At 41.9% G+C, this 23,127-nt stretch carries 17 protein-coding genes; 5 read left to right on the forward strand and 12 right to left on the reverse strand.

Going from position 1 to position 23,127, the window contains the following annotated elements; translation table 11 throughout:
- Window positions 1-178: 178 nt before the first annotated feature.
- Window positions 179-1,324, reverse strand: a complete 1,146-nt coding sequence (gene tal, locus HWQ38_RS21240; protein WP_292797414.1) for a transaldolase — start codon at window positions 1,322-1,324, stop codon at window positions 179-181.
- A gap of 323 nt (window positions 1,325-1,647) precedes the next feature.
- Entirely contained in the window at window positions 1,648-2,697 is a 1,050-nt protein-coding gene (gene fbp / locus HWQ38_RS21245; RefSeq protein WP_292797445.1) for a class 1 fructose-bisphosphatase, read from the reverse strand.
- A 380-nt stretch (window positions 2,698-3,077) separates the two neighbouring features.
- Here fbp and HWQ38_RS21250 point away from each other — a divergent pair, with 380 nt between their 5' ends.
- Together HWQ38_RS21250 and HWQ38_RS21255 are read left to right on the forward strand one after the other, a co-directional pair.
- Window positions 3,078-4,286 (forward strand): NupC/NupG family nucleoside CNT transporter, encoded by a 1,209-nt coding sequence (locus HWQ38_RS21250; RefSeq protein ID WP_292797448.1) that lies wholly within the window; start codon window positions 3,078-3,080, stop codon window positions 4,284-4,286.
- 112 nt (window positions 4,287-4,398) lie between these two features.
- Entirely contained in the window at window positions 4,399-4,794 is a 396-nt protein-coding gene (locus HWQ38_RS21255; protein ID WP_292797417.1) for a hypothetical protein, read from the forward strand.
- A gap of 116 nt (window positions 4,795-4,910) precedes the next feature.
- On the opposite strand, the gene HWQ38_RS21260 is transcribed toward HWQ38_RS21255, so the two are convergent.
- The 8 genes from HWQ38_RS21260 to HWQ38_RS21295 all read right to left on the reverse strand — a co-directional run bounded on the left by HWQ38_RS21260 (window position 4,911) and on the right by HWQ38_RS21295 (window position 14,376).
- Entirely contained in the window at window positions 4,911-6,317 is a 1,407-nt protein-coding gene (locus HWQ38_RS21260; RefSeq protein ID WP_292797419.1) for a DUF2079 domain-containing protein, read from the reverse strand.
- Window positions 6,318-6,475: 158 nt separating this feature from the next.
- Window positions 6,476-6,691, reverse strand: a complete 216-nt coding sequence (locus HWQ38_RS21265) for a hypothetical protein (protein WP_292797421.1) — start codon at window positions 6,689-6,691, stop codon at window positions 6,476-6,478.
- A gap of 3 nt (window positions 6,692-6,694) precedes the next feature.
- A complete protein-coding gene (locus HWQ38_RS21270) occupies window positions 6,695-7,153 on the reverse strand; it encodes a PIN domain-containing protein (RefSeq protein WP_292797424.1) in 459 nt (152 codons plus the stop codon).
- Window positions 7,150-7,401 (reverse strand): hypothetical protein, encoded by a 252-nt coding sequence (locus HWQ38_RS21275; RefSeq protein ID WP_292797426.1) that lies wholly within the window; start codon window positions 7,399-7,401, stop codon window positions 7,150-7,152. Before HWQ38_RS21275 ends, HWQ38_RS21270 begins: the two co-directional genes overlap by 4 nt.
- A 60-nt stretch (window positions 7,402-7,461) precedes the next feature.
- On the reverse strand, window positions 7,462-7,653 hold the full coding sequence (locus HWQ38_RS21280) for a hypothetical protein (RefSeq protein ID WP_366933334.1): 192 nt from the start codon (window positions 7,651-7,653) through the stop codon (window positions 7,462-7,464).
- A 30-nt stretch (window positions 7,654-7,683) separates the two neighbouring features.
- Window positions 7,684-8,085 (reverse strand): hypothetical protein, encoded by a 402-nt coding sequence (locus HWQ38_RS21285; RefSeq protein ID WP_292797429.1) that lies wholly within the window; start codon window positions 8,083-8,085, stop codon window positions 7,684-7,686.
- Window positions 8,082-8,621: a hypothetical protein gene (locus HWQ38_RS21290; RefSeq protein ID WP_292797431.1), complete on the reverse strand. Its 540-nt coding sequence runs from the start codon at window positions 8,619-8,621 to the stop codon at window positions 8,082-8,084. The genes HWQ38_RS21285 and HWQ38_RS21290 overlap by 4 nt, the downstream gene beginning before the upstream one ends.
- Window positions 8,622-8,700: 79 nt before the next feature.
- Window positions 8,701-14,376, reverse strand: coding sequence for an alpha-2-macroglobulin (locus HWQ38_RS21295; RefSeq protein WP_292797453.1), 5,676 nt, complete (start codon window positions 14,374-14,376; stop codon window positions 8,701-8,703).
- 532 nt (window positions 14,377-14,908) lie between these two features.
- On the opposite strand from HWQ38_RS21295, the gene pbpC reads away from it, so the two are divergent.
- Entirely contained in the window at window positions 14,909-17,242 is a 2,334-nt protein-coding gene (gene pbpC, locus HWQ38_RS21300) for a penicillin-binding protein 1C (protein ID WP_292797433.1), read from the forward strand.
- A gap of 1,125 nt (window positions 17,243-18,367) precedes the next feature.
- Here the strand turns inward: pbpC and HWQ38_RS21305 are convergent.
- Entirely contained in the window at window positions 18,368-18,571 is a 204-nt protein-coding gene (locus tag HWQ38_RS21305; protein ID WP_292797435.1) for a hypothetical protein, read from the reverse strand.
- A 25-nt stretch (window positions 18,572-18,596) separates the two neighbouring features.
- On the opposite strand from HWQ38_RS21305, the gene HWQ38_RS21310 reads away from it, so the two are divergent.
- A complete protein-coding gene (locus HWQ38_RS21310; protein ID WP_292797437.1) occupies window positions 18,597-19,973 on the forward strand; it encodes a PQQ-dependent sugar dehydrogenase in 1,377 nt (458 codons plus the stop codon).
- Between the two features lie 752 nt (window positions 19,974-20,725).
- On the opposite strand, the gene HWQ38_RS21315 is transcribed toward HWQ38_RS21310, so the two are convergent.
- Window positions 20,726-21,655 carry an NmrA family NAD(P)-binding protein gene (locus tag HWQ38_RS21315; RefSeq protein ID WP_292797439.1) on the reverse strand — a complete coding sequence of 310 codons (930 nt, stop codon included), beginning with the start codon at window positions 21,653-21,655 and terminating at the stop codon, window positions 20,726-20,728.
- Window positions 21,656-22,038: 383 nt separating this feature from the next.
- Here HWQ38_RS21315 and HWQ38_RS21320 point away from each other — a divergent pair, with 383 nt between their 5' ends.
- On the forward strand, window positions 22,039-23,061 hold the full coding sequence (locus tag HWQ38_RS21320) for a nitrilase-related carbon-nitrogen hydrolase (protein WP_292797442.1): 1,023 nt from the start codon (window positions 22,039-22,041) through the stop codon (window positions 23,059-23,061).
- Window positions 23,062-23,127 lie beyond the last annotated feature (66 nt).

Here is a 23,127-nt window from a genome sequence, read left to right on the forward strand (position 1 = left end):
GGGCATTGGGCATGGGGCATTGGGCATGGGGCATTGGGCATGGGGCATTGGGCATTGGGAAAACACTTTCTTTATTCCCTTGTCTCCCTTGTCTCCCTTGTGCCCCTTGTCTCCCTTGTCTCCCTTGTCTCCCTTGTCTCCCTTGCCTCCTTGCCCCATTGTCCCCAATACCCAGCCCCTACACTGGCGACAATACCTTGATCTTTTCTTCTAAAGAGTTCATCAAGGACTGGAAGGGCTGGATAAACTTGTCAATACCTTCGACTAACAGTTCATCCATTACGGCATCGAGATCGATGTTAATGTCGGGATCTTTGAGGTTTTCGATCAAGGTGTAAGCTTTGTCTACATCTGTTTCTAAGCGATCGCTGACGTTACAATGATCGGCACAAGCTTTAATCGTTGCTGGTGGTACGGTGTTAACGGTATCTCGGCCGATCAACTCTTCGATATACATCACGTCTCTGTAGTTGGGGTCTTTGGTGCTGGTGCTAGCCCAAAGTAGCCGTTGTATTGTCGCTCCTTTGGCTGCCAAAGCCTGCCAACGATCGCTTTTAATGATTTTCTTGTATTCTTGGTACGCAATCTTCGCGTTAGCGATCGCTACTTTCCCTTTAACAGCTCTGAGCCTTGCTTCCACGGCAATATCATCAACGCCTTTTTTCAACTTAGCATCAATTTTGGCGTCAATGTTGCTATCAATTCGGCTGAGGAAGAAGCTAGCGACTGAAGAAATTCTACTGATGTCCTTACCCTGGTCTACCCGTTTTTCTAAGCCCCGAATATAAGCCCAAGCTGTGTTTATGTAGCTTTCTACAGAAAACAGCAGCGTAATATTGACATTAATACCATCAGCGATCGCCTGTTCCACTGCTGGTAAGCCTGCTTCTGTACCGGGAATTTTAATCATCAAATTTTCCCGACCAATTTCTTGGAAATAGCGCCGGGCTTCGGCTATGGTTGCTTCAGTATCTTGGGCGATGCTTGGTGGTACTTCCATACTCACATAACCATCTAGTCTATTCGAGGCTTCATAAACAGGGCGTAAAATATCACAGGCATTACGGATATCTGCAAAAACTAGGGATTCGTAAATTTTCTGTATCGGTGAGCCAGCCCGAACTCCGGCTTCGATATCGGCATCATAAATGACATTACCAGCGATCGCTTTTTCAAAGATAGCTGGGTTAGAAGTAATCCCAGAGATACCTTGATTTTCAACCAGGTCTTTGAGTTCGCCTGATTGAATAATGTCACGGGTCAAATTATCAATCCAGATACTTTGACCGTATTGGGTAATTTCTAGTAGATGATTAGTAGTCATAGCTCTAATTTGTTTCACTCCTGTATAGTGATGTTTTCAAGTGAAGTTGGCAAAACCCATCAAGTATTGATGGTGACTTTTGAATTGTGACGTTGCCAATCACTTATCGCATCGGCCAGCTGAGATAATTTTTAATTGATCTTCAAGAAGTGCTATTCTACATTTCCAATCCTAAATCACCATGATTAACTTTTAATTAATGCCATAGGCTAGACGCATCCTTGATGCTTTTGTCACCGTCATCTAGTGCAGGCAAAAATCACTATCCAGTTCAAAAGCTTGTAAATAAAGCTTTATTTTCTTTTGTCTTCCACCTAGCGATTTTAGTGTCCGTTTTGAATAAAAGACTCCACCTTGGCTACATCCTCTTTGCTACCAATAATTAAAGGCGTGCGCTGATGGAGTTTTTTTGGCACCACATCTAAGATATCCATCAGTCCTGTAGTAGCACGACCACCTGCTTGCTCAATCAAAAAGGCCAGAGGAGCGGTTTCATAAAGCAAGCGCAATTTCCCTTCTGGGTTTTGAATTGTGCCTGGGTAGAGAAAGACGCCGCCTTGAACCAAAAGTCTATGGATGTCGCTGACCATTGCGCCGCTATAACGAGCCGTATACCCTTGAGTGCGATGAACGTAGCGGATGTATTCTCGAATCGATTCTTCCCACTGCCAAAAGTTACCTTCGTTGACGCTGTAAACAGAACCGTGGGTAGGAATGCGAATATTTTCTTCTGTGAGAATAAACTCTCCTAAGCTGGGATCAAGGACAAAGGAATGAACGCCCTTACCTATAGTATAGACCAGCATTGTGCAGGGGCCATATAGGATGTATCCGGCTGCGAGTTGCTTACGTCCATTGGTGAGGAGGTCAGTTGCCTTGCGATCGCTATCAGTTCCTTCTTGTTGGCGAATGGCGAAAATGGAACCTAAGCTGAGATTAATATCAGTGTTGGATGAGCCATCAATTGGATCATACAGCAGAGTATAGCGCCCAATGGGGCAATTTTCCGGGATGTAATAGGGATTTTCCATTTCCTCAGAAGCGAGGCGACAGACTAAGCCGCTTTGCTTAAACACTGAGATAAACACATCATTGGCATAGACATCCATCTTTTTGACGGATTCTCCTTGGACATTAACATCTCCAGTAAATCCGAGAACGCCTTCCACTAAACCAGCGCGACTCATGCGACGAGCGACCAGTTTGCCGGCCAGGGCGATACGATTCATCAGCGCACTTAAATCCTGTGCATCTGCCGAAAAACTCTGAAGTTGCTGGAGGACGTGACGGGATAAGGTTGTACAATCACGATCTAGGGATTTGTCTGTCGCCTCGTAGGTAGATAAGTCTAAAGATTCTGGCGCTTTAGTCATTTTTGTGTTATCGGCAGCCACTAGCTGTTAGTTGGGTTTTAGTTGTGTATGGCAACTTATAGTAGTTGCTGCCTCTATCTTAGAAAGGTAATTTGAGAACTTAAATGGGACTTTAGTTTATCTAAAGAAATGAATCTTCAGTGGCCCCACGCCGAGAGCGAAGATAGGTAGTCGCTTACCTAAATCAAGTGACTAGAGAAATGTGCTAGAAGCACGGGGCTTTTACCCAATTTTTTGGTAGCAAGAGATGAATATGCGATCGCTAAATTCATCTTTACACCATCAAAACTCTAGCAATTGACTAAAAAGCCCCAAAAAAGGCGAGTTTTTCTGTATGCTTTGTGACTAAGTGCCTTAGCGATACATTTCCGGGAGTAAACATGGAACGCGCCATTTCTGCGTTAGGAATCTTGGTTTTTATCTGTATATCTTACGCCTTCTCAGTGAATCGCCGTGCGGTGCGTTGGCGAATAGTCGCGTGGGGTTTGGGATTAGAGTTTGTATTTGCCCTAGTAATTCTGAAAACTCCTTGGGGTTTAAATGTGTTTAAATCTCTGGGAGATATTGTCAGCCAATTTTTAGCATTTTCTGATGTTGGTGCAAAATTTGTCTTCGGAGAAAATTTTAAGGATCATTTCTTTGCTTTTGAAGTGCTGCCCACAATTATCTTTTTCTCTGCCTTCATCAGCGTCTTGTATTACTACGGCATTTTACAGCGAGTCGTAAATGTGATGGCGTGGGTCATGATGAAGACGATGAAAACATCAGGTTCTGAATCTTTATCCTGTGCAGGTAACATCTTTTTGGGGCCAACAGAGTCGGCGCTGATGGTTAAACCTTACATAGCGAATATGACGCAATCGGAACTCCATGCCGTGATGACGAGTGGTTTTGCGACAATTGCCACCGGAGTACTAGGCGCATATCTTTCTTTTGGCATACCAGCAGAACACTTGATTGCTGCTTTCTTTATGACTGCTCCCACATCGTTGGTAGTATCAAAATTACTTTACCCAGAAACAGAAGTATCAGAGACCGTTGGTAAGGTAGAGGTGAATGTAGAAACCAATTATGTAAATGTAATTGATGCTGCTACTAACGGAGCAATTGACGGTGTGAAGTTAGCAGTTAACGTTGGGGTGATGATTATGGCATTTTTAGGATTATTAGCTGCTCTAAATGCGCTGCTGGGATGGTTGGGGGCATTTGTGGGTTTACCGCAACTGTCATTGCAGTGGATTTTGTCATTTGTTATGGCTCCCGTGGCGTGGCTTATGGGCGTACCTTGGGCTGATTGTCGGCAAGTAGGGGCTTTATTGGGTACAAAGACAATTCTCAATGAGTTTATTGCTTTTTTGGATTTAAAGGCACTAATTCAAAGTGGTAAAATTTCTCAACGCGCAGTAATTATTGCGACTTACGCATTATGTAATTTTGCAAATATCGGTTCAATTGGCATTACCATTGGCGGCATTGCTGGGATAGCACCGAATCGCCAGCAGGACTTAGCTCGCATGGGTGTAAAGTCAATGATTGGCGGATTGTTAGCGGGTTTTATCACCGCTTCTATTGCTGGGATATTGATTTGAACTGGGGACTAGGGGCGAATCGCACTAAGATAAACCCAAAGTCTTATGTTGCCTCGTTCCCAGCCTGGAGGCTGGGAACGGATTCCGTAATATTATTGGCTTTTTTGTTTCTATGCTTAAACAAATTGTTCTATCCTTATCAATCGTAACCTCGCTATTTTCTTCTGCGTTTGCATCTATTCCCCAATATGATTTTCCTGACAATAGTTACATATCCAAAGAAGAACTGATAAACCAGTTAGTTATAGTTACTACTGTCAGACATCCATTTGTTGTCATCTCTAAACGGCTTGTAAAATGGTCTGAATATACCGGAGACAAAGACAAATCGGTTTCTCCTAATCGCTGGATCTGGGAGGTAACAATCGTGGGATGTAAACCATCGCAAAATCAAACAATAAAATATTATTATCTGGCGTTTGATGCTGAATCGAAAAGACTGATAACCCAATCTTTGGTTAAAGAAGACAAGCAGTTTGTTGCAGTACAAACCGACTGTGGTAAGTAGGTAGGCACGAATTAACCTAACTATGTAATAAAAGTTTTACTCGCAATGACATACTTGTAATTTTTAGGGTAATTAAATATTTTTTACTGTATCCATCTCCATAAATTACACCAATGTTACTGCTTTTTAAATAAATAAACATCATCCTGTTGATAAACCAGTTTAAATGCTTGGTTATTTTTGAGTTTATTGGGTAATTCTGGATTAAATTCAAGTTTATTCCTCCGATTTTTAGTTCGGACATCAAGTAATACATATTCAACACTTCCATTACTTGTATCATCAGGTTTCCTCTCTATATTAATTAGATTAATAATTTGACGTTGGCTCAAATGAGGAGCAATTCTTGATGTCGTTAAAACGCTTCCTTTGGTTTGAACTAAACTTACTGCTGTATGCAGAGAGTTAAGATTTGACAGACTGGATAGATAACGTGTGATGAAAAATTCGTACTTAGCCAACACCAAAAATGCAATAATAGCCCAAACTATTAAAAAACGCGGTTTTAGCCAGCCTCTTTTTTTGTCTTGCTGATACTGCCATATTGAACGCAACAACCAAACAATTAAAAATGGGAAAATTGTTAAAGAATAATGGTTAATTAAGTCTCGCTGTGGGGAATAATCAGAAAGAATATTCAGCAAAAACATTGGTAAAGCTGGTATTATTGTCATTATGTGTCGCCAGTGTAATCCAATAATTACTGGCAACAAAAGTAATAAATAATAAAATAGTGTTTCAGATGCAAAGAATTTTCCTAAAATCAAGCTAGGATTAGTAATAATATTCCAGATGATTTGTTTGGGAGAATCACCTAGAGAACTATAAAATACAACCCCACCTGCTTGACCACCTCGGAGCATGGGGACGAGATAACCAACAGTTATTAAATACCAAACTACACCTGTTACGATACAACCAATTCCATAGATACGTCGATGCTGGATCAACCACAGCCAGACTCCAAAAGCAATTACGGTTAAACTTAAAATATCTTTGCAACTTAGGACTAAAGCGATAGCTATAATCAACTGCCAAGTTCGATGGCTAATTCCTGCCCACATAGCCCATAACAAGGCGGGGACAGCAATTGTTTCTGGACGGAAATCAGTAAAAAAGTTGATATTAAATAAAGAAGGATACAGTAGGTAGGAAATAGAAATTGCTCGTGCATAATTTATGGATAAGCCTGCTTGCAAACTTAAGGCATATACAGGTACACATCCTATTGTTAAAGCGATCGCCTGGACTGCAAATAGCCAATGTACATCGGGATAAATTTTATAAAGTGGCACGATTAGATACAAAATAAAAGCTGCATGATCTCCAATCATGTGAAAGCCAAAGAATGATGAAATTGGAGGCAGTCCTTGGCTTGCTAGATATATCCATTGATCGAAGGCAGCTAAATCTAAAGCAGTTGATTGATATAATTCATGTCGTAAGCTGCTAAAGATAAATAAGATTAAGGCACTTACGGCGATCATCCAACTGATATAAATAAGCCCAGCTTTATTTTTCACACTATTTAATTTTATTGGTAGATATGATTAGGATTATTTCACAAATAGGTATACGTCTATAAATGTTGATATTTCAAATTAAATCTTGATTTAGCCCACAGGGAGAGAAGCTTTGATTTTTGCTCCCCTTACCTGCTAAGGGATTTCCAACAAATAAATTATAATATCAGTGTAGACTCAGCAGTACGCCCAAATTCTTCTGGTGCATATTGTAAATGTATCTCCGCACCAGGCCAAGAAAATGTCCCAGGAGTCACAGAACGGACTAAGTAATGCAGACTATAAACTCCTGGTTCCAGGTGGTCGGCGTATGCGATAATGCGATCGCTTTTTGGTTGATGTTGTAGTATTGCGTAGCCGTACCTTGTTCCCAAACTTTATGGACTATCAATCACTGTCTGTGGATGCACAACGACAATACCTGCTGTGTTGGTGAAATCGTCTATATTGAAAGTCAGCAAATGCGTTACTCCATGTGTCAACATCACACCAATCAATCGCGCATCGTGGACACGCTTACCCATGACTTTATAACTGGTGACGTAATTCAACCAATGGGTAAATATCTGCAGATTGTCTTCAAGTAACGTAAATTGATCAAGAATTTGTTCTACCTCTGTGTGTGTTTGTTCGGCATTCCACCCCAAACCATTGACAGCAATTGGGCGAGTAGCAACCACCCAAAACTCTATCAGCACAAGACGAGGAATAATGACACACTCCTCGTCTTGTGCTAAAAGTCTAGCAATTGCTTCCAGCGCCAGCGTATAACTTGATGAAGCACGATCGCAAGCACGCAATAGAATGTTGGTATCCAGTAAGTAACGAATAGTCAATCGTAGATATTCTCCCGGCGCAAAGCCTCATCAGGCAAGCCTGGACTGTTAGCTGAATGACTTGCAGCCCACTTCCTCCACTTTGCCGCTTTCTCTTCTGGAGACAATACGCCTGAACGTTCAGGACGCAAAATCAGTATATCTCCCTGAACTTCTAAGCTGTAGAATGTGCCAGGTTGTAGTTTTACCAGCACCTCAGATGGTAAATACAAATCGCCATGTTCGTTGACTTTGATAATATGTGTCACTGCTTTGATCTCCCATAGGCTTTGAACATTTATAGATTCCCTTTCTTACATCTTAAGTTGTCACGACTTATCCTCAACCACCAGTGTAGACTCAGCAGTACGCCCAAATTCTTCTGGTGCATATTGCAGGTGAACTTGGGCGCCAGGCCAAGAAAATGTCCCAGGAGTCACAGAACGGACTAAGTAATGCAGACTATAAACTCCTGTTTCCAAGTGGTCAGCATAGGCGATAATGCGATCGCTATTTATAATTACCCTTACAGAAGTCCGATCGCCTGTCTTTCAACTACTCTGTTTATCTACTATTAGATTCCTCAACTTTTCTTCATCAAAAGTAAACCCGTGACGTTCCAAATATGGGCGTAAATTTATTTTAATGAATAAATCTTTCAGTTCTTGGGCAATCTCTTGGGGTGGATTTCCTGATAATGCGATCGCAATTAAACGTTCTGCTGCTTGCAATTCACCACAGTCTATTGCAAGAGTTGCAGCGCTACGATGTAACACTGAACGAGTTGGTTCAGCATCAAGTTGATTGGCAATCAGTGCAGCAGCTTGAGATTCTTTGTCAAACGCTTGTCGAGAAACTTCATTGGCTTGCTTTAAGTCTCCTCTGAGTTTAGCAGTAAAGGCTGCTTCGGCCAAATCCATCGCCTGTTTATGCAACTCCTGAATCTGACTCATTTTTCCACAATAAAAGATAAGGGTCTGCTAAATTCAACAATAATAATGTAGACTGGAAATTCGCCATCAGAAGGATTAGTTTGCTCAATTTTTTGTTTTATTCTAGCTTTAAGCCTGCTATCATCTGCTTTACGTATACCTGAAACTTCCAGCCTTACTTTATTTTGAAACGGAAGTTCACCTGCTTCATCTTCGCTACCTAACCAATAATCAAATCCAGTGCCTTTGCGCGATCGCTCAATGACTGTAAACTGAGTTAATTGTCTGATGAGCATAAAAGCAATGCCATAGGCTGCTTGTTCTGTGGTGAACTCTTTATCATTCCAGCAACGGAGCATTTGCTGTGTAACAGGTTGCCAATATAGTCTAAATCTGGCGGTAAATTCTCCATTAACTGTGAGTTCTACACCCTGTAAATGACCTTGATCCTCCAAACACACCGCACAAGCTTCTGCTAAAGCTGCTCCAAAAGATGGAGTTATAGCGGGTAGTCCTTCTTCTAATTTAGTTAATACTAACTCTTGGGCTTTATCCAAGCTAAATAGAGCGAATCTTACCGTAATTATTTTGATTATACTTTACTTGCAGTTGCAGAAATGCAATAAACTACAATTATTATTTTCCATCCTCCAGTATTAATGTAGACTCAGCAGTACGCCCAAATTCTTCTGGTGCATATTGCAGGTGAACTTGGGCGCCAGGCCAAGAAAATGTCCCAGGAGTCACAGAACGGACTAAGTAATGCAGACTATAAACTCCTGGTTCCAGGTGGTCAGCATAGGCGATAATGCGATCGCGGTACACATTCTTAAACCCAAGTTCCCAGTTATCGGCTTTTGCTTGTAATGCAGCTGTGGTAGTTTGAAAACTTGCATCCACCGCCTCAAAACCTGATGGTAGCGGATCTTTAATTACTATATGATCTACGGGGCGATCGCAGATGATTTCTAAACCAATATCAAACACCTGTCCAGAGGCTAAAGTCAAGGGTTTATCGAAAGCATAAAGACCTGTTTTTTGTAAAACTTTCTCTTTATTTACTTGACTAATTTCTCGTGTTATGCGTAAACCGTTAAATCTGCCTGATTGATTTCCTTGCAAGCGATAATTATAAGCAACCAGATAGTGCAAAGTGCCATTACCTGATTTTTGCAGCGTTAAATCATTACGACCACGAGGTAATTGATTCATCGGCACATTTAGCTGTAAACTAGGATTTTGATAGCCTTCAAAGCGATTTTCTCCTAACTTATTACCAGCTAATTGCACTGTGGCAACAAAATTAGGCGGCGTGGGTTGCAGTTGGCTATATTCTACCAAAGCTGTTAAGGCTTGAGCATTATTATAGTTAGTTTGCCATGTGCCATCCCGTCGCAATGCCAGAAGACTTTGGAATAACTTATCTATAACTTCGGGTTTACTCTGCTTGGCAATAAATAAACGTAAAGCTTCCGCCTGTGTCGCGGTAGATGAACTCATCCATCCCCAACTATCTGGTAAACTTACAACTGCTGTGCGACCAGTTTCATAGATATTCTGTTGCAGCTGGTTCACTAATTGTTGAGATTCGTCTTGCCATTCTGGGAATTGAGATAAGTATCGCGCTAGTTTAATTTGAGTTACGACATCAAAGTTATTGCGTTGTCCATAAATATCTGCAAGAAAAGTATTGCGTTTTTCCCCAATTTGTGCCAGCGCGATTAAAGCATTAAGTTGCAGTTGCCTTTTACATAATTGCTGTTTGCAAAAATCGTATTCTCCAGGATTCGCCAGAACTGTTTGCAAATAAGCTTTCAGGTGAAACAGCATTCCAGAATCGACTAAATTAGGGAACACCTGACTGGCTTTAGCCAAAGATTCACCCGTGTATGAAGAAACCCAAGGGTCGGATTTTTCTTGTCCGGGGAAAGTAGTAAAACCACCATCTGCTATTTGGAGTTTTTGTAACTTTTCAATTGCTTTACTTGCCTGTTGGCTAGGATTAAATTCTGCAAATGCTTGACCATATTTTTGGGCAATAGTTTGCAAATTAGCAGCAATTATTAACTGACTTGCAGCAGGTTCAGTAAACGGCAAATCATCATCTTCTAAAACCTGCTTTGCTGGTGCTTTAATTTCTGTTATCAAAGTACTCGCCAACTGAATATCTAAACCTCCGGCATCAGGGAAGGTATTTTTATCAATATTCAGGGGAATCTTCACCTGTTTTTCAGTGACACCAGTTTCAACGACTTGTTCTGTAATTTCAATTGGCTTAATTTCCAAAGGTACTTCAAAAGTATCTGCGGCTGTATTTAGCTGAGTGGTAAAGCGAACTTTAGCAATTCCCACACTATCCGCCACCATTGGAAAGCGATAAGCATGAGTTGCAGATTCAGCTTTGGTTTGCAAAGAAGTAGTTGTGGGATTTTTGTCAGCAAACTTCACATTACCGCTAAGTTCGCCATTAATTGAGAGATTTCCTGTATTCCCGGTGTTGTTAGTTACAGATAAACCAGCAAGGATGCGATCGCCTGGACGGGCAAACTGTGGCAAAATGGCATTAGTTAGCAGTGGCTTTGTGGTGATAAACGTCGCGTCCCCATTCCCGAAACGCAGATTTCCATCGGTGGCGACAGCCATCACCCGCCATCTAGTTAAGTCATCCGGGAGTTTAAAGGTTATCTGTGCATTCCCATTTGCATCGGTGAGGACAGAACCGTTGTAGTAAGCTAAGGCTTGAAAATCAGTCCGAGTGCGAGTATTTGCTGCACCAGTTGAGAAACCACCGCCATAACCCCAACCTTTGGGTTTAGCTACATCTTGTGGTTGTAATATTACATCCGCGCGATTATCGTTAAAGCGGGTAGATATTAGCTGTTCTGCATAAACTGTATCTACTAAATCTGGCGGACGATAACCAGAAAGTTGTAACACCGCTTCATTTACAACCATGACTGTAAACTGTCCTTTGGTGGGGTTTCCTTGATTGTCTTTCAATTCCAGTTGTACTGTTTCTTCTGCACCAGGTTCTAATGATGCTTGCACCGGCTTAACTTGCAGTTTTAAATACTTATCTTCTAAGTTAACTTTAAAAGGTGTAAAACCAATCTTCACCAAATTATCTAAACTTCCCGCTTCCACTTGGTTTATGGGTTTACCTTGTCTGACTAACACAGCTTCGATGGCTGCATTTGGCAGCATTTCTGGCGTAACTTTAAACTGAATTTGTGGTGCACCTCCCTGAACTTTGATAATTTGCTGATAAAGGGGTTTGTCTTTAATCACAGCAAAGTATAATTCTGCATCTGGATAGGGAGATTGAATTAGTGCAGTAGCGGTTTCACCCGCTTTAAACTCTTTTTTATCTAATTTAACTTCTAAGACATCTTTTTCTCCCGAACCCCAAAATACTGAATTTCCTCCAGTTGCCCAAATTTGTAAATCTGTGGCACTTAATTCGCTTTTCGCATCACTAAAATTAACTCTAATCCGATATGAAGCAGATTCCGGCGCTGTCAAATTTACCGATTGCGGATTGCTAGCAGATGTAATTTCTGCTTGTCCGACTGTTTTATATTCAACTTGATTTTTTGGCGTTCGGCTACCTTCCACCAACTGGGTGACGCTGCTGTATTTTATCTGTTGTAATTCCAGGCGTACCCGTTGACCTGTTATCGGTTTTCCTGTAGGATCAGTAACAATCACTTCAATCGGAAAAGCCTTACCAGCATCAGCGATAAAATTGCTTTTTAACCCGATGAGGCGATTACTTGGTAAAGCTGTAAAAGTTTTGAAATTCGCTACAGAGAGATTAGAAACATCTGCAACTTGCACATCTACTCGGTAAGTCATTGGATATGGTAAATCATTAGCCACATTCACAGTTTGACTACTTTTACCATTAGCATCTAGCTGGGCATTAGTTTGCAACACATCACTAGATATAGTCGGGGTTTCCTCCGGCCATAACCATTGTCTACCAAAAGCAAATTCGTCCCAACCTTTAGGAATAAAATTAGCCTGCTGACGAGTAATAAAGTATTTTGCTTCTCCACCTTCTACAGGCGCACCAAATAAATAATTACTTGTAGCATTAATATTCACTTTCTCGTCAATGAGAGCAAATTCTTTATCTAAGTTGAGTTCGACTTTAAAGTTAGGTGGCTTAAACTCAGCAACCCGAAATTCTCCAGAAATTTCTTGCCCATTTTTTCCCTTCGCCTGGATTGTATAGTAGCCTAAACGCTGAGTAGTTTTAATTGGCAGTTCCAGAGAAAATGTGCCAAATTCATTTGTAGTTTGCGTACCTAAATTGGTCTTTTGTCCATCAGGATTTACCAAGGTTAATTGGTAAGCAGCATTTTTATCTTGCTGGATTGTGCCATTTTGCAGAAAGTCCGCGAAACCAGTCAACCAAGCTTTTTCTCCTGGTTGATACAACTGCCTATCTGAAAAAATTACCCCGCGTGATTCTGGCTTACCATCTTGCCAACCTGCATCAATACCGTACCCATAAACGCCGCTAGATTCTTCTGTTCTGGCAAATGCCCAATCTTGATTTTCACAGGCAATTACTAATAATTGTGGTGATTTACTAGAACTTTCATTCCCAGAATAACATTGCGGTAATCCTTCACGAACAATTCTAAAAATTCCATTGTCATCAGTTTTACCTGTTGCACAAGGCACAGGTTCCGGGCGAGATTTCGCCTGTAATTTTGATTGATAAATTTCCACAGCAGCCGCTTTCACTGGTGAACCATCTGTAAGATGATTGACGCGAATTAAGCCTGATTCAGGAAACCACTGAGTAAATACGCCCAAATTCGTCAATTCAACTAAGCCATAAGTTGTCGGTTCTCGCCACAGTTCCTTACCATTCTCCTGATATTTATTAGTGCGGGCTTGCACTCCGTAAGCTAACATCCCCGTAGCAGAACTTATTTTTTCTCGGAGAGGAACAGCAACGTCAACTGATTGATTTTTCTTACCCGATACCTGAAAGCTTTGCCAATCAGAAGGTTGTGGTAATAAATCAATACTATTATTAAAATAAACTAAATCTGTCGGTTTAACTACTCGATAAGCTGCTTTGTATTTAGATTCTGGCAGATTTCCCGTACTAATATTTAGCTGTAAATCTTTACCTGTGGGGAAAATATTCAAATCTGATGGTACCCAGATATCCCCAGCTAAATCTCCAGTATCATATTTAACTGTGACAGGTTTACCCAAAGTTTGCCCAAACTTATCTTTGAGATTAGCACCAATAGTAATTGTATAACTTTTGGCAGGTTCTAGCGCATAAGGATTGATACCAACAATTTTATCTTCATCATTTATTTGGATAATTCTCGAAATCTCTTTTGGTGCTGGATTAATAGTAATATTTTCTTTAGCTGAATCTGGCATTAAGACATTATTAAATTCTAGCTGCGGACTGCCTTTAAGAAATCTTCCAAATGTTCCCCCCGAATCTGGCTGTCCGTAAAAGTTAATTTTCTGAAATGCCAAAGGCGAATAAGTTGCTAACTTAGTGGCAAATTCTTTCTCTGTAGGTAGATTGCCATAAGCCGGACGTATTCCGAGAGAAAATACCAGGCGATAACGGGTTGATTTTTCGAGATTTTGCTGTGGGATGAGGTTATAAATCCAATTCCGTGCCGAAGGGTCAAATTTTTCTAAAGGGTCTTCTTCATTTTTTAATGGTTTTTCTTCTTTGTTGAATTCGACTTTAAAACCTATACCTTTATTTTTCCCTTCGGGAATTAACTGTAAATGTTCTTGTACAGAAGTTAAATCCAATTCTACATTTGAGGTAAATTGCAACTTCTGTTGTAAATCAATTGGTTCAACATCAGCCTTCTCAACGGGATTCACACCAGGGAGATTAGTCAGGTTGATAGATTCAGTATTGAAAGTCCAAGGTAAATCTTTGTCTAGGCGATGATTTTTTAAATCGGCTAAACCTGCCTTGATAGTAACTTGAAATCTTGTCGCTATTGGCAAAGCTTTATCAGCTTCAAAACCCACCATGCGCGGTGTTAAAAAGCGAAATTGACCGGGTAAGGGCGGCGAAAGTGCAAATGTTTGTAATATTTTTTGCTGTTCTGGACTGTCAAGACTTTCAACTGGAATTAAAGCTTCTTTGAAACGGATGCGGATTTGGTTAAGAGATTTCGCATCCCCAATGGGACTAATTTGTTCAATCCAGTCTGGTAATTTTGGAGGCGTGAGTGAGGAAACTGTTGGTAGTTGTTCTTTAGCTGAGTTGATACCAAAAAAATTACACCCTGCCATTCCTAGCATAAATGTAAAGAGAAGAATAAACTGTATTTTTCTCTTGCGCCTTGACGAATGCCTAATTTTTTTTAACAAACCCCCAAAGATGCGTTCGCCCAGCGTCTCGTTGGCGCAGCCTCTCGTAGAGAAGAGAAGGACGCGATAGAGAATTTTATGGTAGTAACGGAGTAAAACTCTGATAATCATATTTTTAGTAATTCAAAATTAAAAATTTGTAAATTATAGCGAACAAAACTTTGTATTACTTTATTAAGTGGGGAATGCCAAGATTAATAAAGTACGCCAGATGACTAGTTATTTGTACTCAAGCTTTCGATTTAACTATGTTTATTTACATTGATAACTAACTCAGTGTGATTGTTCCAAAAAATAACTACAATTCTTAACTATAAAGAAGTATTTTAATTTTACAAACATTAATTTAAATTTGCTAAGTTAGTAAAAATGAATTATTAAGGATTTGACATATTTACTGATGTAGATGTAACTAACTTTGCGGGAAAATTAAGGTAAGTTTTCTTATACAGGGGATTCCCTGATGAAACTAATTTCACGATCGCTACTCAAAATTAAGCACGGTAAAATTATCCTAGCTGTGCTGCTAATCTGTCTGGTGGTACGCCTACTACCATATTTTGCGCCCATTCGTGCCGCAGACATTGCCCAAAATCAGTTGGCAATGCAATTTAGCGATCGCAATGGTTTACCATTAGGAACATTGCTCACCCGTGACCAAGAGCATACATCAGTAGTACCATTAAATCAAGTTTCGCCCCAGTTTATCCATGCCATTTTAGCCGCCGAAGATGGCAGCTTTTACCATCACGGGGCGTTGGATATGAAAGCTGTTATCCGCGCCAGTAAAGAAGCTATCCACGCGAAACGAATTATTTCCGGCGCTTCCACTATTACAATGCAATTGGCGCGGATGTTAGATCCCGTCCCCCGCAACTTCTCTGGTAAACTGAGTGAGATTTGGCTATCTTGGCGGTTAACAGCAGGGATGAACAAAGATGAAATCCTGGCTGCATATATCAATCGGCTGCCGATGGGTGGGAATATATATGGTGTGGAAGCAGCCGCGCAGACTTATTTTTCCATCCCAGCTAGTGAGTTGAATCTTGCCCAGGCTAGTTTGTTGGCTGCTATTCCCAATAATCCCACATACTTTAACCCTTATGAGCATTGGGAACGGCTGAAGCAGCGACAAAAATATGTCCTCAATCGGATGGTACAGCAAAAGTATATCAGTGGAGCGATCGCAGCCCGAACACACACCGAAAAAGTTGTGTTTCAGTCTCGCCAGCGAGGAATTATCGCCGCACCACATTTTTTATTTTGGTTAGCCAATCAGTTGTTCCAGACGCAAACACAAGAAAATTCCCCCATCCGCACCACTATAAATCGTCCTTTGCAGCAGTTTGTCGAAGCACAGGTGCAGCAGGTAATTTCTTCTCTCGCCGCCAACAATGTCCATGATGCAGCTGCGTTGGTGATTGACAACCGCACTGGTGAAGTTTTGGCTTATGTCGGTTCGCCTGATTATTTTAATGAAGTCAAACTGGGACATAATGATGGAGTACAGGCGCTACGTCAACCAGGATCTACCCTCAAGCCTTTTATATATGAATTAGCTTTAGAAAAAAATTTAATTCGCCCAAATACGATTTTGGCAGATATACCTGCCCATTATGCAATTCCCGGCGCAAAACTTTACAGCCCCACAGATTACACCGAAAGGTTTCTTGGCCCTGTGCGCGTGCGAATCGCTTTAGCAAATTCCCTGAATGTACCCGCAGTGAGGGTGTTAGAAAAAGTAGGTGTGGAAACTTTTTTAGAACGTCTGCATCAACTGGGATTTGAACACCTCAATCGAACCCCGGAACATTATGGTTTAGGGTTAACTCTCGGTAGTGGCGAAGTCAGTCTCTGGGAATTAGCCCATGCTTACCTAACTATAGCACGACAAGGAGATGCGACCCCTTTAGTAAGCACATTTTCCAATTTCCCACTCCCCAGTACAGACGCGATTAATCGCATCTCTGCCTACTCCCCACTGGCTAAACACACGATATGGCAACTAATCACCAATATACTCAGCGATCGCCATGCTCGTGCAACAGCATTTGGTGTAGACTCAGTGTTAAATTTACCCTTTCCTTCTGCGGTTAAAACTGGCACTTCTTCCAATTTTCGTGATACTTGGACAGTTGGCTTCACCACAGATTACACCGTTGCTACTTGGGTAGGCAATTTTAGCGGTGAACCGATGCGGCAAGTTTCAGGTGTGACAGGGGCTGCACCCTTATGGAATCGAATTATGTTACATCTGCACGAACATCAGGAACCAGCAGGTTTTCCGCCTCCAGAAGGTTTAGTGCAATTACCTGTTTGTGCAATTTCGGGGTTACGTCCAACACCAGATTGTACCTCAGTGGTGCAAGAATATTTCTATCCTGAAGATAAAAGTAACTACGAAGGTGAAAATCAGTTCAATTTACCACCAGAGTATGATGAATGGTTGGCAAAACAACAGCAATCGAATTTTACTTCTACTAGTTTGAGAATTTTATCTCCGCATCATGGCGATTTATTTTTACTCTATCCAGCTGAAGAAGCGAAGCAAAAACTCGAATTTAAGCTAGTCGGAAATAAATCTGCGCTTGTGGAGTGGTGGCTGAATGGTGAAAAGCTAGATACACAGTCAACTAATTCTTTATTTTGGTATTTGCGTCCTGGTAATTGGACTTTGTTAGCGAGAAGTGGGGAAATGAGTGATAAGGTAAGTTTTCAGGTGGAATTAGCTAATCTTAAACCCACGCGTCGGGGATTTTCTATTAGTAATTCTCCGGTAAACAGGAATCGCCCATAATTAACAGGACTTACGCAAACAATAGCCGAAAAGAATCATTTTCTTCTTAGGGACAATAGCCTTCTCCTGCAGAAACGCTACCGCGTAGCTTGCTTCCACATCCCTTGCGCGTCCCGTAAGCAAGTAGTACGGGAAGTCTTCGGCTACATGAATTCCCTCAGAGTGCGTATAGTTTTGCGTAAGTCCTATAAATAAAATTCTACACTCAATATCTTCGGCTAAAAAGCAGGATGAAGATAGAGGACTAATGTCTGTAAGCTAACAATAACTTGTATTTGAGTATCGCCACTTTTTGCTAAAATATGATCCTAAATTCCAGCTTATGTAAATATACTAACGTAAATTTACTCGGATTTTTATTCTGATAAAATTTAAATACTAGTGGATATACGAGTTACGTTTCACTTTTATCTCAATAGGATATAACCAAACATAGTAACTCGACTTGAATAATGAGCAGCATACTGAGAGTAAAACCTTTGTCAACTAAAGCTTTTCATTAATAAAACCGGAGTTCTATATATGCTAGTGAAATCTAGGCAAGAGCAATATTAATCAATCAAACCTGCAATTCAGAGATTTTGAGGTCACAATTAGACTTTTTCTGCAAACTATAACCTACTCTGTACACGGGTTTTAGACAACATTGATCTACCTGTTTAGACAAGGTAAGAATGAGTCTTTCATATAGTTACTGATAGGTTAAAGGTGGAAAATAGTGTCGTTTAATTTTGAGTACCTACCCTATTTCGGATGTTATTTAATCTGCGTTAGGCTTTTTAAGTATTAATTTGATACCACAGAGATAGCATTTATTGACTTGGTTTATGTCAAGTAACCTTTCTGATTAGTCTATTAGCTGTAATTACCTCTAATCATCCATTTTGACTAAGATTATTGGCAAATAGACTCAACTTCTTGCTAGCCCCATACTCTAACAACTAGCAAAAGTTTAAAAAAGCTATCTCTGAATTGACACAAATTAAACAAAGAAGAATATCAGAATCAATCAGTAGAGGATTTAGCGCAAAGTGCGGTCTTTTCCCAAGGGCAGAAGAGGAGCAACTTTGTAAAAAAGACCCAGCACTCATTGAAAAACACGAAATTTTGAATTTGGTGGGGGACTTAAAGCCCTTTATTCAAAGGCTCTCTACCAGACGCTGCGCGTAGCTTGCTTAAGAGTAGCGCGGACTCCTTCCTAACGCTGCGTCTATCTCGCACTCGTACAGAACTCAGAATGAATTCTAACTCTTGAATTCTGATTGTTAACTCAGCACGGGCTAAACGCCCCGCTACCTTTAACTGCACTCGCAACTCACCATTCTTCATTACCCACATCAAAAGGAAGTTGAAAATGTCAATTTTGTTTCCTCTACAGCCAAAACAGTGGCTCGGACGGATAGTATCTGCGCGGCTAGTTAGCTTGGCCCTACTTACAACTGTGATGCCCTTTGAGGTTCTTTCCACCCCAGCATTGGCCATCCCACCAGCTGCGTCTGTTGACACCAAAGTTAACGTGCCTAATACAATGACCAAATGGCCTTTCAATACTAGCCGTTACTTGAAAGTGCCGCCCAACTTCTCCATCTCCGTTTATGCTCGCATTCCGAATGCCCGCTTTATCGCAGTTGCTCCTAATGGCAATCTTCTAGTGTCGCAGCCCAGTACCGGTAAAGTGCTAATTGTCAGGGCAAATGGCAACAAAGACCCAATTATTTCTGAGTTCGTGACAGGTCTACGCAACCCACACGACATTGTGTTTCACACGATTAACAGCACTACATACGTTTATATCTCTGAGAGTAATCAAATTAACCGCTTCATCTACAAATCTGGAGACATAACGGCGCACAATCGCCAAGTTGTCGTCGCCGGCTTACTAGATAGCAGCAGCTCGGAACTGAAAGGTGCTTACGGTCACGAACTGAAAAATATCGCACTCGATGGTAACCACAAACTATATGTGTCGATCGCCTCGTCCTGCAACGCCTGCGTGTCAGATACTGTCAGTAACCCACGGCGCGGTGCAATTTACCAGTACAACGCTGATGGAAGCAATCCACGGCTTTTTGCCCAAGGTTTACGCAATGCAGAAGGGCTGGCATTCGTCCCCGGCACAAATGATCTCTGGGTAGCCGTGAATAATCGAGACAATATCGCCTATCCCTTCAAGGATGCTACTAACAACTACGGTAAGGTTATCCCCTCCTATGTGGACAACCACCCGCCAGAGGAGTTCACGCGAGTTCGAGATGGGGGTAACTACGGTTGGCCATTCTGCAACCCCAATCCTGACACCTCAAGTCGCTTCTACTATATGCCCTTCGACCGCGACTATCAGTTCAATGCTGATGGACATGTTAATTGCAATGCGATGGACAAGATTATCAGAGGTATCCCAGCGCATTCGGCTCCCTTGGGACTAACCTTCTTACAAAATACGAAGTTTCCCAGCCTGTACTCAACTGGGGTACTGGTGGGGCTGCACGGCTCATGGAATCGGCAGTCGAAAACTGGCTATAATGGCTATACAATAGCTTACTTTCCCTGGGACAATACGACAAAGATCCCAGGAAATCAGATAGATTTAGTCAGCGGGTGGACACTTCCATTAACGGAAAAATACTGGGGGCGACCCGTGGATACGGCAGTAGATCAGCAGGGCAATTTGTTAATCTCAGATGACTACAGTGGCACGATCTACAAACTCTCCTACAAGCCTTCACGCTGATTTGTCATCGGATGTGGAAAAGGGAGAGTAGTTCGCAAATGATCTTAGCAAACCACTCCCCAATTAACAATTCAAAATTCAAAATGACGCTCTCTACGAGACGCTAAAAGCGTAGCTTGCAACTCTTACAGAGTACGCGGACTCGCTAACGCTACGCTAACAAAATTCAAACATTTTAGACATTTTCAGACATTCGCGTAGCGTCCCGCTTTCTAAGGACTGAAACTGGCGCTACCTATAGACGTAGGGGTCTTAAACCCTTTGATTTACGATAAAAATGATTTCCAGATTTCATCCCATTTCACACAAACTCTGATACATCAGGACTTACGCAAACAATAGCCGAAACCCTTATTTTCAGGTAGGGGCAATTCATGAATTGCCCCGGAGGGCGTGTACTTTTGCGTAAGTCCTATACATAAGTAGTAAGACAAAATTAATTACCCTGAAACCCTGATCCCGCCGAAAATTTAACTTTACAAATAAGGTTGAAGCATCTAGTCGTAGCCGATTTAAATCCAGCAACAATTGATGATCGCGATCGCGATCATCAATGTAATGACCAATACTTCGGCTTCGCTCAGTACAAGTGACCAATACTTCTCTACCAGAGGCTGCACTTCTCTACGAGACGCTGCGCGAACGGCAAGGCTCAGTGACCACGCCAACGGCTTCTCTACGAGACGCTGTTCGCGTTCGCTCAGTATAAGTGACCAATGACCAATGACTTTTGACACAGTGTACTAATCCGATCACAGACTCTCGTAGGTGAGTTCCGCATTTGCCCAGTTAGTTTCTGCCAGAAATTCCCTAAATGTGGTCAGAAGTCCAGGAAACTCTTCTTCTCGTAAACGCTGGACATCGGCTTGATAACCTTCTTTGCGATACCACTGAATCAAATCGAACAGTTCCCTTTGCAGCAAGAGCAAGAAAATCCAGGCGGGTGTCTCTTTGTGGACAACTTTCATCCCCTGTGCTTGGGAGAATGCCTCTGCCATCGCAAGAGGAGTCAGCACATCGCCAGCTAACTCAATTTCTTGACCAATATACTTGGTGGGATGTTTGATTACGTAGGCAGCAACGCGGCCCATGTCCTTGGTTGTAATTAGATGAAGGGGCTTATCTGGCTGAATAGAAAACGGGAAACTACCTTTGAGAATAGAAGGTCGCGTGTACTTCTTCCAAAACTCCTCCATAAACAAGCAGGCTCGCAACATAGTAGTCGGTAAGCCAGCTTCTTTGAGAATTTTTTCTACTTGGTACTTTTGCTCAATCCGGGGGATTCCTGAATTCCTGTCCGCCCCACCTGCGGAATTGTAGACAAAGTGCTTAATGTCAGCAAGCTTTGTAACTTGTGCAACTCGCCTTGCCCTCTCCACCTCTAGCGGGTCAATTTTAGTGGAGTCGGCAGAAGTAGCGTGACAGTAAACAGCCGAAATCCCTGCAAAGGCTGTTATCAGGGAGGCTTCATCGTCGAGGTTGGCTTTTACCAGTTCAACTCCGGCATCGTTGAGCTTTGCAAGAGTTGGACGATTCAGGTCAATTTCTCTAGTGATGACTCGCAGGTTGGTAACTCCCTGTTGGAAAAATCCCTTGACGACATTTCCACCTGTGCCGCCAGTAACTCCGATGAGTAAGACTTTATCGGTGTTTAACTCTGTGCGATCGCCCAAATTTGACATTCTCTCTTCTACCTGGAGTTGTTTATTTTAATTAAGTTTATACAAAGACAAAAGAAGCAAACAATAATTAAGTAGCAATCTGATTTAATATCAGAACTTCAAGTTTCGACCTCAGACCAACAACATCCAAATAGGACTTACGCACCACTAAACGTTGTAGGAGCAATTCATGTAGCTTTAGCTGACCGCAGGCTATTGCCCCTACCTAAAAATCATTCTTTTCGGCTATTGTTTGCGTAAGTCCTGCCAAGCAAAAAGTTTCAACAAAGCCCGAACGACTGGAAAATCGCGGCGACAAAAACAAAATCCTTGGATCTGAGTTGACAGATAAACTTGTACGATCGCTCTGGGGTGAAGATCGCTTTGTCCTTTGCTAATGACCAATGACTAATTTAGAATCCTACCGCGCTTTGGCACTGCAAGTTACCTGTCATGCAGTCAACCAAACAAACGATGCGCGATCGCTCATGCAAAACTCCATCAATCGCCTAGCTCAACAGATTGCTGCCAGCATCGCTTTCATTGGGTTTGATTGTCGTTTAATTGTACTGCCAGAATATTTCCTCACCGGTTTTCCGATGGGAGATTCTCTCTTAGGATGGGCAGAAAAAGCCTGTATAGAAATGGCTGGTGCTGAATATGAAGCACTTGGTAAAATTGCTCAAAAGCATAAAATCTTTTTGGCTGGTAACGCCTACGAAGTTGACCCCAACTTTCCCGGATTGTATTTCCAGACCTGCTTTATCATTGACCCCTCTGGCTCAATTATTTTGCGGTATCGACGGCTGAATTCATTATTTGCTCCCACACCCCATGATGTTTGGGATAAGTATCTTGACTGCTATGGTTTGGAGGGAGTTTTCCCCGTTGCCAAAACGGAGATCGGTAATTTGGCAGCTTTGGCATCAGAAGAAATTTTGTATCCAGAAGTAGCGCGGTGTCTGGCGATGCGAGGAGCAGAGATTTTTGTCCATTCCACCTCCGAAGTATACAACAAAAACCTCACCCCCAAAGACGCGGCAAAAATCACTCGCGCCGTCGAAAACATGGCTTATGTAGTTTCAGCCAATACCGCAGGTATCGCTAATATTGCTATCCCCATTGCTTCGGCTGATGGTGGCTCTAAAATCATCGACCATCGCGGAATCGTTTTAGCAGAGACAGGTGCAGGCGAGAGCATGACAGCTTTCGCAGAGATTGACCTAGTAGCATTACGCCGCGATCGCCGCCGACCGGGGTTAAATAATTTACTTTCGCGCCAACGGTTTGAGCTATACGCTGAAAGTTACCAGCAATCACACTTTTACCCTGCTAATACTATGCTGGAAACAGAAGTAGACCGCAAACACTTCCTCCAAACGCAGCAAGCCACCATTGAGCGGTTAGCTAAATTGGGGATAATTTGAATTTGGGCATCGGGCACTTGTACTGAGCGAAGTCGTTGGCGCAGCCTCTCGTAGAGAAGTATTGGG

This window comes from Nostoc sp. NMS7 (assembly GCF_017115085.1).
Classification (GTDB): Bacteria; Cyanobacteriota; Cyanobacteriia; order Cyanobacteriales; family Nostocaceae; genus Nostoc.